Here is a 12406-nt window from a genome sequence, read left to right as displayed (position 1 = left end):
GGCTCAGGCCTGGCCGACCTCGAACCGCACGAACCGGGTCACCTCGATGCCGGCCTCGGCCAGCACCTGCTTGACGGTCTTCTTGTTGTCCGCCACCGACGACTGCTCGACGAGGACGTAGTCCTTGAAGAAGGCGTTGACCCGACCCTCGACGATCTTCGGCAGGGCGGCCGCGGGCTTGTTCTCCTCGCGGGCGGTCTGCTCGGCGATCCGCCGCTCGGACTCGACGACGTCCGCAGGCACCTCGTCACGGGTGAGGAACTTCGGCCGCATCGCGGCGATCTGCATGGCGACGGCACGGGCGTCGGAGTCGGCGGCCTCGTCGGCCTTGCCGCTGTACTCGACGAGCACGCCGACGGCCGGGGGCAGGTCCTGGCTCTTGCGGTGCAGGTAGACGGCGGTGGTGCCGTCGACCTTGGCGAAGCGGTTCAGCACCAGCTTCTCACCGATCTTGGCGGACTGCTCCTGGACCACGTCGGCGACGCTCTTGCCGTCGAGGGTCGAGGCGAGCAGCTCCTCGGCGTTGGCGACACCGGCGGTCTCGCCGTGCTCGACCAGCTGCTGGGCCAGGGCGATGAAGGCGTCGGTCTTGGCGACGAAGTCGGTCTCGCAGTTGAGCTCCAGCAGCGCCTTGCCGGAGTGCGCGACCAGCCCGTTGGCGGCGGTACGCCCGGCCCGCTTGCCGACATCCTTCGCGCCCTTGACGCGCAGGATCTCGATGGCCTTGTCGAAGTCGCCCTCGGCGTCGGTCAGCGCCTTCTTGGAGTCCATCATGCCGGCGCCGGTCAGGTCGCGGAGCCGCTTGACGTCCGCAGCGGTGAAGTTGGACATGACTCTCTCTTCGGTGTTGGGACTGCGTGAATGGTCGGCCTGGTCACCCGGTCACGAGCGGGATGTGCCGGGCGGGGCGAGCGCTCCCCACCGCCGGGGCGACCCGGCGGTGGGGAGCGACGGTACGCCTTACTCGGCGGCGGCGGCCGCCGGCTGCTCGGTCTTCTGCTCCGGCTCGTCGGCCTTCGCCGGCTCGTCGGCCTTGGTCGGCTCGTCGGCCTTCTTCGGCTCCTCGAGCAGCTCACGCTCCCACTCGGCCAGCGGCTCGTCGGCGCCGACCTGGCCCGGCTCGGGCTTCTCGTCGGAGCCCCGACGACGGCCCGAACGGGCGATCAGACCGTCGGCGACGGCGGCGGCGACGACCCGGGTGAGCAGCTCGGCCGACCGGATCGCGTCGTCGTTGCCCGGGATCGGGAAGTCGACCTCGTCCGGGTCGCAGTTGGTGTCGAGCACCGCGATCACCGGGATGCCCAGCTTGCGGGCCTCGTCGACGGCGATGTGCTCCTTCTTGGTGTCGACCACCCACACCGCGGCCGGGAGCTTCTGCATGTCCCGCAGACCACCCAGGGTCTTGGTGAGCTTCACCTTCTCGCGGGAGAGCTGCAGGGTCTCCTTCTTGGTGTAGCCGACGGCGGTGCCGCTGAGGTCGCCCAGCGCCTCCAGCTCCTTCATCCGCTGCAGCCGCTTGTACACCGTCTGGAAGTTGGTCAGCATGCCGCCGAGCCACCGGTGGTTGACGAACGGCTGGCCGACCCGGGTCGCCTGCTCGGCGATGGCCTCCTGGGCCTGCTTCTTGGTGCCGACGAAGAGGATGCTCCCGCCCTCGGCCACCGTGGTACGCACGAACTCGTACGCCTTCTCGATGTACTCGAGGGTCTGGCGCAGGTCGATGATGTAGATGCCGTTGCGCTCGGTGAAGATGAAGCGCTTCATCTTCGGGTTCCAGCGGCGGGTCTGGTGCCCGAAGTGGACACCACTCTCCAGCAGCTGACGCATGGTCACGACGGCCATGGTGGGGTACTCCTTGTGGTCCCTGGTTGGTCCGCCCGGCCGGCGGCCGGGCATCCTGGCGCCCGGTCGCCGGCCGTGGTGGGCCCGATCATGTTCGACCGGGACCAGGGAGGGCCGTCGCTCCACGACAACCGTGGAGAGGGCACGCGAGGTCGACCGCACGAGGCGGTCGCCAGTCGCCCAGTGTACGCCCCCCTCCGATCCCCGGGACCGAACCCCCTGATCCGGCCGCCCACGGCGGGGTGGGCGGCCGGATCAGGGCGGGACCTGCGGCGGAGGCCGGGTCAGCCGGCCGCGATCGCGGCGGCGAGGAACAACGCCAGGCCGACCGCCAGGTACGCCGTGGGCGGACGGAGCCAGCCCCGTCCCCCGTCGGAGAGGGCGAGACCACCGGTACGCAGCCCGTACAGGCCGACGGCGAAGATCGGCAGCCCGAGCACCAGGAAGATCCCGACCACGACGTTGGCGGTGGAGAGGGGATCGCCGACGGTCCCGTTGTAGAGCACCCGCAGGGCGGGCACCTCGAAGATCACGACCAGCAGGATGAGCAGGGTGGCCAGCGCGGGCCGCCGGGTCCGGTACACCCCGTCCCCCGCCGGCCCGCCGGTCGGACGACCCGCGTCCACCCCGAAGGTCAGCGGCTCACCGGCCGGGCCCCCGAAGTCCGACCTGGGGGTGATCGGGGACATCGGCCCGGTCGGCAGGTCCATCGGGTTCGGCGGCTGCGGGCGGCCCGGCTCGGCGGCAGGATCGGTCCCGCGTACCGGATCGGTCCCCCCGGGCTGGTCCCCGCCGGGCCGGACACCGACCTCCCGGGCCTGCTCACCGAAGCGGTCCCGGTCACCGGCCCGGTCCAGGTCGGCGAACGGACTCCGGTCACCGGTCCGCGCCAGATCGGCGAACGGACTCCGGTCGCCCGAACGGTCCAGATCGGCGAACGGGCTCCGATCGCCGCCGCGACCCGGGTCGGTGAGGACGTCCCGGTCGCCGGTACGGCCCTGGTCCGTTCCCGGGGTCGGGTCGACGCCACGGGGTGCGGGGACGCCGCTCGTGGGTGCCGGGCCGCGCCGCGAGTCGCCACCGGCGGGATCCACGCCACGCGCGAGATCGACGCCGCCGAGCGGCACCGGCCCCTCGGCGGGCTCGGCTCCACCCAGAGGATCCCGGCCCCGACCCGGGTCGGTGGTACGGGTCGTGTCGGCGGTACGGGTCGGGTCGGTGCTCGGGCCGGGCTGCCCGGCGAAATCCGTCTCCGTGACCCGGCCGGCAGCGTGGCCCCGAACCGCCGGGGTGGCGCGTTCCACGGCAGGGCTGCGCTGGAGACCACCGCCGGGGCCGCGCTCCAGGGCGACCGCCCGCCCGTGTTCCGAGCCCACCGCCCGCTCCGGGAGGGGCTCGGGTCCCACCGGCGGCTCCACGCCACGGCCGGAGACGGCGGTACGCCCGGAGTCCGCCGGACGCTCGACGTCGGGCGTGCGACCGGGGTCGGCCGGTCGACCGAAGTCGCCCGGACGCACCGGCTCGGCCCCCCGGCCCGGCTCGACGATCGGATACCCGCCCAGCGGCGCCGAGCGCAACGGGTCGAGCGACCTGACGGGCGGCTCGGCGTCACGCGACCTGACGGGCGGCTCGGGGTCGTAGCGGGCGGGCGGCTCGGCGGCGTACGGGTTCGACGAGACCGGTGCGGCAGACGTCGGGCGGGCCACCGGCAACGCGATCTCCATCGAGGTGTGCGCCGACCGGGACTGGTCCCATTCCGCGGCCCGACCGCTCCCCGTCACCTCGGGGGACTGCTCACCCCGTCGAGGCGGCGACTGAGCGTAACCGCCGGACTCGGTACCGTCCCCGCCGAACGGGTCACCCGGGGCGTACCGGCCCACAGTCGCGTGCCGTCCGGACGAGGGCTCGTCGAGCTCCTCGTACCGCCGCTGACCCGGGTCGGTCCGCTGGTCCGGGGCACGGCGGTCGTCCGCCCGGTACCGCCCTTCGTCCGTTGCGGGCCAGTCCGACTCGCCGTATCCCCGTTCGCCGGAGTACCAGCGGGGGTCCTGATCATCGGGAAAGCTCCGTCGTCCGTCCACGACCGGCACGGTATGTGACGAAGGCTCCACCGCGCCATTCGTACGGCGCGCCGCGCCCCGTACGCCCTGGTCGGCGGGAGATCCGGCGGTCGGCCGACGGGTTCGACTGCCCAGCCCGTCATAGCACGACAAGGGCATGATCGTCCGGTTGTCCACAGAACGCCGTCGTCCACAGGAGGTCCCCCGACGGCGTCTCCTCGACGGCACCCTGCACCCATGACGAAGCGGAACCAGGCCGTCGGCGCGTACGGCGAACGTTGTGCCCTGCGGCACCTGATCGCGACCGGCCTGCGGCCGGTCGACCGCAACTGGAGGTGCTCGGCGGGCGAGATCGACATCGTGGCGTGGGACGGCGAGGTGCTCGCCTTCTGCGAGGTGAAGACGCGTCGGAACGAGGCGTTCGGCGTCCCCGCCGAGGCGATCGTGCCGACCAAGGCCCGCCGGTTGCGGGGACTGGCCGTACGGTGGCTGGCCGCCACCGGGACCAGCGCCGCCGAGCTGCGGTTCGACGTCCTCTCCGTACGGCTCGCCGCCGCCGGACCGGCACGGGTCGAGCACCTCAAGGGTGCGTTCTGAGATGGGCGGGCAGCGATGAGCTACGCCCGGGTGCACTGCGTCGGACTGGTCGGGGTGACCGGCCACGTGGTGCAGGTGGAGGCTGACCTGGCTCCCGGGCTGCCGGCCGTGGTGGTCTCCGGGCTGCCGGACACCGCGTTGCACGAGGCCCGCGACCGGGTCCGCGCCGCCGTCGTCAACTCCGGCCAACGGTGGCCCAACCGGCGGATCACCATCAACCTCCTCCCCGCCGACCTGCCCAAGTTCGGATCCGCGTTCGACCTGGCCATCGCTGCGGCGTTGCTCGGTGGGGCCGGTGAGCTGGCCCTGACCGCCCTGGACCGGGTGGTGCTCCTCGGTGAGCTGGGCCTCGACGGGACGGTCCGGCCGGTCCGGGGGGTCCTGCCGATGGTCACCGCCGCCGTGCGGGCCGGTCTGGACCGGGTCGTCGTTCCCGCCGAGAACGCCGCCGAGGCGGCGATGATCCCCGGCGTACGGGTCCGGGCGGTCGACACGCTGCACCGACTCGTCGGATTCGTCCGCGACGGCACGCCCCTGCTCGAACCACCCGTCCCACCGACGTCGCCACCGCCGGACGGGCCGGACCTCGCCGACGTGGCCGGACAGTCCCTCGGCCGACGGGCAGTGGAGGTGGCCGCCGCCGGTGGCCACCACCTGGCGCTGCTCGGGCCACCGGGAGCGGGGAAGACGATGCTCGCCGAGCGACTGCCGTCGATCCTCCCCGAGCTGGACGACGGGGCCGCGCTGGAGGTCACCGCCCTGCACTCGATAGCCGGACGACTCCCGGCGGACGGACGGCTGCTGCGCCGGCCACCGTTCCAGGCACCGCACCACACCGCCACTGTCGCCTCCCTGGTCGGCGGCGGCTCCGGGCTGGCCCGGCCCGGTGCGCTCTCGCTGGCCCACCGGGGGGTGCTCTTCCTGGACGAGGCCGCCGAGTTCGGCAAGAACGCGCTGGAGGCGCTCCGACAGCCGTTGGAGAGCGGACGGGTCCGGCTCACCCGTTCCCGGGGCGGTACGGAGTTCCCGGCCCGGGTCCAGTTGGTGCTGGCCGCGAATCCCTGCCCCTGCGCGAAACCCGCAGGCGATTCACACTGCGAGTGCACCCCGCTGGCCCGACGGCGGTACCTGGGCCGACTGTCCGGTCCGCTGCTCGACCGGATCGACGTGCAGGTGACGGTCCAGCCGGTCCGGGCTGCCGAGCTGATGGCCACCGAATCGACGAGCGAGTCGTCCGTCGTGGTGGCGGCCCGGGTCACCACCGCCCGGGCCGCCGCCGCCCACCGGTGGAGACCGTTGGGGCTGAACCTCAACGCCGAGGTCCCCGGTCCGGTGCTGCGCCGGCCACCGTGGCGGCTGCCCCTGCCTGACACCGCTGAGCTGCGGGCCCGGCTGGACCGGGGTTCCCTCTCCGCCCGAGGCTTCGACCGGGTCGTCCGGCTGGCCTGGACCATCGCCGACCTGGACGGTCGGGACCGCCCGGGCCGGGACGACGTGCTGGAGGCCACCGGCCTGCGGACCGGGGAGGAGTCGTGAGCCGCGACGACGACCTGCTGGCCCGGGTGGCGTTGACCTGGCTCACCGAGCCCGGCACCCGGTCGGTCCACGGCCTGGTGGGTCGGTGGGGTCCGGCCGCCACCCTGGAGCTGTTGCTCGACGGCGGTGCGCCCGACGACGCCCTGCGGGCCACCGTGGCCGCCCGGCTCGGGGCCGGTGACCCCCGGGCGATCGCCACCGAGGCGTTGGCCCGGGCCGACCGGCTCGCCACCCGGCTGGTCACCCCGCACGACCCGGAGTGGCCCGCTCGGGTCGACGGGCTGACCGACCTCGGACCGGTCACGCCCGGCCGCCGGGTCGACCGGGAGACCGCTCCCCCGCTCTGCTTCTGGGTGCGCGGCTCCTGGTCCCTGACCGAGGTGCTGGACCGGTCGGTGGCGGTGGTCGGGGCTCGGGCCGCCACCGGCTACGGGGTGCACGTCGCCACCGACGTCGGCTACGGGCTGGCCGAACGGGGCTGGACGGTCGTCTCCGGCGGGGCCTTCGGGATCGACGCCGCCGCCCACCGGGGGGCGTTGACCGCCGGTGGGGTGACGGTCGCCGTGCTCGCCTGCGGGGTGGACCGGCCCTATCCGGTGGGCAACACGGCGTTGTTCGACCGGATCGCCGAGAGTGGACTGCTGGTCAGCGAGTGGATGCCGGGTTCGGCACCGCTGCGGCCCCGGTTCCTCATCCGCAACCGGGTGATCGCCGCCGCCACCCTCGGCACCGTGCTGGTCGAGGCGTCGGCCCGCAGCGGTGCCACCCAGACCCTGCGCCGGGCGATCGGGTTGCGACGCCCGGCGATGGTGGTGCCCGGCCCGGTGACGTCGGCGATGTCGGTGGGGGCACACGAGATCCTGCGGGACCATCCCGAGAGCAGCCGACTGGTGACCGGGGTGCCGCACGTGCTGGAGGAGGTGGGCCGGATCGGCGCCGACCTCGCCCCGCCGGCCCGGGGGCCGGAGCGTCCCCGGGACGACCTCGACGACGAGGCGGCGATGATCCTGGAGTCGATGCCCCGCCGGGGAGTGGCCGGGGTGGAGGCGCTCGCCGCCGGCGCCGGGGTGGACCTCCGTACCGCCCTGCGCAAGCTGTCCCTGTTGGAACAGCTCGGCCTGGTCGGTCGCCACGACGGCGGGTACCGGCTGGTGGTCGCCTCCGACACCGCCGGTCGGTCCGGCCCGGGTTCCGGCGGGGCGGATGCGGCCACCGGTCGGCGGTGACATGATCCGTTCGTGGTGGTTGACCCCCGGGGCACCCGGGCCAGGCACGAGGCGCTGCCGGTGGCCCTGCGTGCCTCGGTGGACGACTTCGCCGGTCACCTCGGGCAGGTGCTCGGCCGCTCCGAGCACACGGTACGGGCGTACGTCACCGACCTGGTCTCGCTCCTCGACCACGCCGCCCGGATGGGGCGTACCACCCCGGCCGGGCTGGACCTCGCGGTGCTGCGGAGCTGGTTGGCCCGACAGCGGACCGCCGGGGCGGCGCGCTCCACCCTGGCCCGGCGGGCCGCCTCGGCCCGGGTCTTCAGCACGTGGGCGCACCGCACCGGGCTGCTCACCACCGACGTGGCCGCCGCGCTCGCCACCCCGCGGGCCCACCGGGAACTACCCACGGTCCTGCGGGCCGACCAGGCCGAGCAGTTGGTCCAGGTGCCCGTCGACGACGACCAGCCGGTGTCGCTGCGGGACCGTCTGCTGCTGGAACTGCTCTACGCCACCGGAGTTCGGGTCAGCGAGGCGTGCGGGGTGGACGTCGCCGACGTCGACCAGGGGCGACGACTGCTTCGGGTGCTGGGCAAGGGCGGGCGGGAACGGGCGGTGCCGTACGGCCGGCCCGCCCAACTGGCGCTCGACGGCTGGCTCCGGGCCGGCCGACCGGCGCTGGCCGGCCCGACGAGCGGGGACGCCCTGCTGCTCGGGGCGCGTGGCGGCCGGTTGAACCCGACGACCGCCCGACAGGTCGTGGCCGCCTACGCCCGCGCCGTCGGGCTGACCGGCACCAGCCCGCACAGCCTGCGGCACTCGGCCGCCACCCACCTGTTGGAAGGCGGCGCGGACCTGCGCTCGGTGCAGGAGCTACTCGGCCACTCCGCCCTGTCCAGCACCCAGATCTACACACACGTGTCGGTGGAACGGCTGCGGTCGGCGTACCGGCAGGCCCACCCCCGGGCCTGAGCCCCGGGCGGCACCGGGAGCACCCCACCCCCACACACCCGCACCCGCACCCGCACCCGCACCCGCCAGAAGATCTCGCACCCGCCAGTGGATCCGGCAGGGGCCCGGGCGGTGGTCGGAGCGAAGACCGGGCCGGGAGGCCGCGCCGGGCTACGATCACGAGGTGAGCCCGTCGCCACCGCCCGAGCCGATCGCCGGTGCCCGACTGCTCTTCTCCCTCGACCCGGCGGTCAGTCACCTCAACCACGGGTCGTTCGGTGCGGTACCGATCCCTGTGCAACGCGCCCAGCACCGGCTGCGCGACGAGATGGAGGCCAACCCGCTGCGCTTCTACAGCCAGGGGTTGACCGACCGGATCGCCCACGCCCGTCGCCACATCGCGACGTTCCTGGACGCGGACCCGCAGGGTGCGGCGTTGGTGTCCAACGCGACGACCGGCGTCGGTGTGGTGTTGCAGTCCCTCGGCCTCGGCCCCGGAGACGAGGTGATCAGCACCGACCACGGGTACGGGGCAGTCACCCTCGCCGTCGCCCGGGAGTGCCGCCGGACCGGGGCGACGTCCCGGGTCCTGCCGGTGCCGCTGACCGCTTCCGACCAGGACGTCGTCCGGATCGTCCGGGCCGGTCTGCGTCCCGGCCGGACCCGCCTGGTCGTCCTCGACCAGATCACGTCCGCCACCGCCCGGCTGATGCCGGTCGCGGCCGTCGTCTCGGCGGCCCGCGCGCACGGGATTCCGGTGCTGGTGGACGCCGCCCACGTGCCGGGAATGCTGCCGGTGTCGGTCCGCGACGTCGCCGCCGACTTCTGGGTCGGCAACCTGCACAAGTGGGGGTACGCCCCGAGAGGAACCGCACTGCTGGTGGTGGCCGAGCCGTGGCGGGACCGGATCGAACCACCGGTGGTCTCCTGGGAGCAGGAGTCGGGCTTCCCGGCCCGACTGGAGTGGCAGGCCACAGTGGACTACACCCCGTGGCTGGCCGCCCCGGTGGGACTGTTCACCCTCCGCAGCCTCGGCCTGGACCGGGTACGCCGACACAACGCCGCACTGGCCGCGTACGGGCAACGGGTCGTCGGTGAGGCACTGGGGGTGGGGCCGGCGGCGCTGCCCGACCCCGGTGATCCGGCGGTGGCGATGCGGCTGGTGCCGCTGCCGCCCGGGGTCGCCACCACCTTCGACGCGGCCCGGTCCCTGCGGCAGCGGATCGCCGACCGACTCGCCGCCGAGGTCTCGGTGGCGTCGTGGCACGGCCGGGGGTGGCTTCGCCTCTGTGGCCAGGTCTACAACACCCCCGACGAGTACGAACGTCTCGCCCTCCGGCTGCCCGCACTGCTCGACCACCGCTGATCCGGCCCACGACCACCCCCACCGTCGGAAGGTCCTTCCTTCCGACGGGAGCCGGCACGGCCGCCCGCTGCGGCCCTGCGAAATCGACCGGGAGTCGGTTCAGACGGGGCGCCGGCGCGGCCGTCCCATGTCGCCCTACGGACTCGACCGGACTCGGTTCAGCCGGGGAGCGGGAGCAGGCGGACGGGGCCGAGCCCGAGCAGCGAGAGCGGATCGAGGTACTCCTGCCCTCGGCGCAGCCCCCAGTGCAGGCAGGCCGGTGCCGAGCAGCCAGGGTGTCCGGGGAGCAGGACACCGAGGCCGCTGCCGGCGTTGAGCTGCTGCCCGACGTCGACGACCGGTTGGACGGGCTCGTAGGTCGTCCGCAGCCCGTCGGCGTGCCCCACAGTGACGACCGGCCGACCGGCGACCGCCCCGGCGAAGAGCACCACCCCGGGGCCGGCCGCGTGGACCGTGCTGCCCGCTCCCGCCGCCAGGTCCACCCCTCGGTGTCCCGGCAGCCAGGGCTCGGGCGGAGGGGTGAATCGACGCCGGAGTTCGGGCGTGCCGGGCAGGGGCCAGCGGAATCCGCCCGGGACCACCCCGTCCGGCTGTACCGACCCGACCCGAACGGAAGACCCCACCGACCGGACCGCCGGCATCGACGGCACCGACGCACCCGCCGAAAACAGGGCGGCCGACGGGAACAGGGCGGCCGACCGAACCGGCTCGACGGTGGTGGGGCGGTCCGGTGGGGCGGGATCGAGCGGGATCGGCGCGGGTACGCAGAGCAACAGGGCAGTCGCCGTCACGATGAACATGTCGGCGAGGGTGCCGGGGTGAACCGCAGCGGCGCAGCCCCGTCCGTCGTCGGCTGTGGACAGGGCACCGACTGTGGACGACGCCCCACCGACGGCGACGATCTGCTATGGCCCTACCGCAGGCCGGGCGGCACCGCGCAGGCGCCCGGGACACGGACGAGCAGCCGACGAGGGCGGGTACACGGTGGAGGGTCGGGACGCAGGCGGGCGGCGGAGCCGGACGACCGGGCTGAGGGAACCGGGCCGGACGGCACCCTCCCCCGCGCGGCGGTACGCGGGAAAGGGCTGGCGGGGTGGTCGGGTCAGTTACCGAAGCCGGTGTCGGTCGGCAGGGAGATGTCGGGCTTCTCCAGCTCTTCGACGTTGACGTCCTTGAACGTCATCACCCGGACGTTCTTCACGAACCGGGCCGGACGGTACATGTCCCAGACCCAGGCGTCGTGCATCTCGACCTCGAAGTAGACCTCACCGTCGGAGTTGCGCACGTGCAGGTCGACCTGGTTGGCCAGGTAGAAGCGGCGCTCGGTCTCCACCACGTACGAGAACTGGCGGACAATGTCGCGGTACTCCCGGTAGAGCTGCAGCTCCATCTCGGTCTCGTACTTCTCGAGATCTTCCGCGCTCATCGCACTCCGCCTTCCATGACGACATCTTCCCCCACCGGCGCGGGAGGTCGAGGTTGCTCGCCCGACGCCACGCCGACGGTACCTGCTGAGGCCCCCGTACGCTCCATCGGCTCGTACGACCTTTCCCGCCCGGGACGGCGTGATCGGGGCGGTCGACCGGCCCGCCCGGAGACGGTGGCGACGTTGACGTACGAGAATCGGTGTTCCCGACACGGGCCGAGTTCCCGCAGCGCCGTCGAGTGATCGGCGGTGATGTAGCCCTTGTGCTCGGCGAAGCCGTAACCGGGGTAGGTGCCGTCCAACTCGACCATGAGCCGGTCCCGGGTCACCTTGGCCAGCACGCTCGCCGCGGCCACACAGGCGGCGACCCGGTCGCCCTTCCAGACGGCCAGCCCCGGCACGTCCAGCCCGTCGACGCCGAACCCGTCGCTGAGCACGTACTCGGGGCGGACGGTCAGCGAGGCGAGCGCCCGACGCATGGCGGCCAGGTTGCACACGTGCAGACCCCGGGCGTCGACCTCCTCGGCGGGGACGATCACCACCGCGTACGCCAGGGCCTTGGCCACCACCTCGTCGTGGACCCGTTCCCGGGCGGTGGGGGTGAGCAGCTTGGAGTCGGCCAACCCGTCGATCTCGCCCCGACGCCCCTCGGGCAGCACGGCGGCGGCGGCCACCAGCGGCCCGGCGCAGGCCCCCCGACCGGCCTCGTCGGCTCCGGCGACGTACCGGAAGCCCCGGCGCTGCAAGGCCCGTTCCAGCGCGTACAGTCCGCCCTCCCGGCGGACCACGGTGCGCGGCGGCGTCAGCATCGGGCACCCGCCCCGGGGGTCCCCGCCGGACCGGCGGACGGATCGGTCCCGGCCGGACCGACGCAGGAATCGGACCCGGCCGGACCGGCGGACGGATCGGTCCCGGCCAGCAGCCGGGTCAACAGGGTCGGCAGTTCCTGCGGGTAGCAGAGCTCACCGCAGGTGCTCAGCTCCGTCACCGGCCACCACCGGTGACCGGTGACGGTGGCTCGTTCGATCGCGCCGAACCCTGCGGTGTCGACCTCCCAGGTGGAGACCCGGACCAGGAAGAAGTGCTGTTCCTGCCGGTACCAGACCCCGTCGAAGGGGAACTCGACGGTCTCGCTCCAGACCGGTTCGCCCAACTCGCCCGGGGTCATCCGCAGTCCGGTCTCCTCGGCCAGTTCCCGGGCCGCCCCGTCGGCGGGGGTCTCCCCCGGGTCGAGCCCACCCCCGGGGGTGAACCAGTACCGGTGGCCGGGGCGGGCCGGATCGAAACCGGTGAAGAGCAACACCCGGCCGGTGGCGTCGACGAGCAGCACCCGGCCGGCCCGGCGAGGGGTGAAGACGGTCACCGTCCCAGCCTGCCAGACGACGCCCGTCGCGCCCATGCCCACCCGGGCCGCGACGGC

The 12406-nt window shown here is 73.8% G+C and carries 11 protein-coding genes and 1 pseudogene; 5 read left to right on the top strand and 7 right to left on the bottom strand.

All coding sequences use genetic code 11. The features are described 5' to 3' along the window. Window positions 1–3: 3 nt before the first annotated feature. From tsf to WHN02_RS10925, 3 genes and pseudogenes are all read right to left on the bottom strand, one after another. The gene (gene tsf, locus WHN02_RS10935; protein ID WP_434743225.1) at window positions 4–831 is read right to left on the bottom strand and encodes a translation elongation factor Ts; all 828 of its coding nucleotides are present in this window, start codon (window positions 829–831) and stop codon (window positions 4–6) included. A 129-nt stretch (window positions 832–960) separates the two neighbouring features. Then, window positions 961–1842, bottom strand: a complete 882-nt coding sequence (gene rpsB / locus WHN02_RS10930) for a 30S ribosomal protein S2 (protein ID WP_434743224.1) — start codon at window positions 1840–1842, stop codon at window positions 961–963. A gap of 284 nt (window positions 1843–2126) precedes the next feature. Continuing rightward, window positions 2127–2540: pseudogene (locus WHN02_RS10925) on the bottom strand (hypothetical protein); the annotation flags it as partial. Window positions 2541–4139: 1599 nt separating this feature from the next. On the opposite strand from WHN02_RS10925, the gene WHN02_RS10920 reads away from it, so the two are divergent. From WHN02_RS10920 to WHN02_RS10900, 5 genes are all read left to right on the top strand, one after another. Beyond that, on the top strand, window positions 4140–4499 hold the full coding sequence (locus WHN02_RS10920; protein WP_434743223.1) for a YraN family protein: 360 nt from the start codon (window positions 4140–4142) through the stop codon (window positions 4497–4499). A 15-nt stretch (window positions 4500–4514) separates the two neighbouring features. Next, window positions 4515–6035, top strand: a complete 1521-nt coding sequence (locus tag WHN02_RS10915; protein WP_434743222.1) for a YifB family Mg chelatase-like AAA ATPase — start codon at window positions 4515–4517, stop codon at window positions 6033–6035. After that, window positions 5945–7261: a DNA-processing protein DprA gene (locus tag WHN02_RS10910; RefSeq protein WP_434743906.1), complete on the top strand. Its 1317-nt coding sequence runs from the start codon at window positions 5945–5947 to the stop codon at window positions 7259–7261. Before WHN02_RS10915 ends, WHN02_RS10910 begins: the two co-directional genes overlap by 91 nt. Before the next feature lie 15 nt (window positions 7262–7276). Continuing rightward, window positions 7277–8215: a tyrosine recombinase XerC gene (locus WHN02_RS10905; RefSeq protein ID WP_434743905.1), complete on the top strand. Its 939-nt coding sequence runs from the start codon at window positions 7277–7279 to the stop codon at window positions 8213–8215. Window positions 8216–8378: 163 nt separating this feature from the next. Beyond that, window positions 8379–9560: an aminotransferase class V-fold PLP-dependent enzyme gene (locus WHN02_RS10900; protein WP_434743221.1), complete on the top strand. Its 1182-nt coding sequence runs from the start codon at window positions 8379–8381 to the stop codon at window positions 9558–9560. Window positions 9561–9718: 158 nt separating this feature from the next. On the opposite strand, the gene WHN02_RS10895 is transcribed toward WHN02_RS10900, so the two are convergent. From WHN02_RS10895 to WHN02_RS10880, 4 genes are all read right to left on the bottom strand, one after another. Beyond that, a complete protein-coding gene (locus WHN02_RS10895; protein WP_434743220.1) occupies window positions 9719–10360 on the bottom strand; it encodes a M23 family metallopeptidase in 642 nt (213 codons plus the stop codon). Window positions 10361–10662: 302 nt separating this feature from the next. Then, window positions 10663–10986 carry a DUF2469 domain-containing protein gene (locus WHN02_RS10890; protein ID WP_350896849.1) on the bottom strand — a complete coding sequence of 108 codons (324 nt, stop codon included), beginning with the start codon at window positions 10984–10986 and terminating at the stop codon, window positions 10663–10665. Continuing rightward, window positions 10983–11795 (bottom strand): ribonuclease HII, encoded by an 813-nt coding sequence (locus tag WHN02_RS10885; RefSeq protein ID WP_434743219.1) that lies wholly within the window; start codon window positions 11793–11795, stop codon window positions 10983–10985. Before WHN02_RS10885 ends, WHN02_RS10890 begins: the two co-directional genes overlap by 4 nt. Then, window positions 11789–12349 (bottom strand): NUDIX hydrolase, encoded by a 561-nt coding sequence (locus WHN02_RS10880; RefSeq protein WP_434743218.1) that lies wholly within the window; start codon window positions 12347–12349, stop codon window positions 11789–11791. Before WHN02_RS10880 ends, WHN02_RS10885 begins: the two co-directional genes overlap by 7 nt. Window positions 12350–12406: the final 57 nt, after the last annotated feature.

It is taken from the genome of Micromonospora sp. SH-82, assembly GCF_051132485.1.
Classification (GTDB): domain Bacteria; phylum Actinomycetota; class Actinomycetes; order Mycobacteriales; family Micromonosporaceae; genus Micromonospora.
Note: the sequence above shows the minus strand (reverse complement) of the source record. Positions and strands in the feature narration are given on the sequence as shown.

Excerpts from the sequence above, each read along its gene's own strand:
- tsf (WP_434743225.1), bottom strand. The coding sequence starts at position 831 with ATGTCCAACTTCACCGCTGCGGACGTCAAGCGGCTCCGCGACCTGACC.
- rpsB (WP_434743224.1), bottom strand. The coding sequence starts at position 1,842 with ATGGCCGTCGTGACCATGCGTCAGCTGCTGGAGAGTGGTGTCCACTTC.
- WHN02_RS10920 (WP_434743223.1), top strand. The coding sequence starts at position 4,140 with ATGACGAAGCGGAACCAGGCCGTCGGCGCGTACGGCGAACGTTGTGCC.
- WHN02_RS10915 (WP_434743222.1), top strand. The coding sequence starts at position 4,515 with ATGAGCTACGCCCGGGTGCACTGCGTCGGACTGGTCGGGGTGACCGGC.
- WHN02_RS10895 (WP_434743220.1), bottom strand. The coding sequence starts at position 10,360 with ATGTTCATCGTGACGGCGACTGCCCTGTTGCTCTGCGTACCCGCGCCG.
- WHN02_RS10890 (WP_350896849.1), bottom strand. The coding sequence starts at position 10,986 with ATGAGCGCGGAAGATCTCGAGAAGTACGAGACCGAGATGGAGCTGCAG.
- WHN02_RS10885 (WP_434743219.1), bottom strand. The coding sequence starts at position 11,795 with ATGCTGACGCCGCCGCGCACCGTGGTCCGCCGGGAGGGCGGACTGTAC.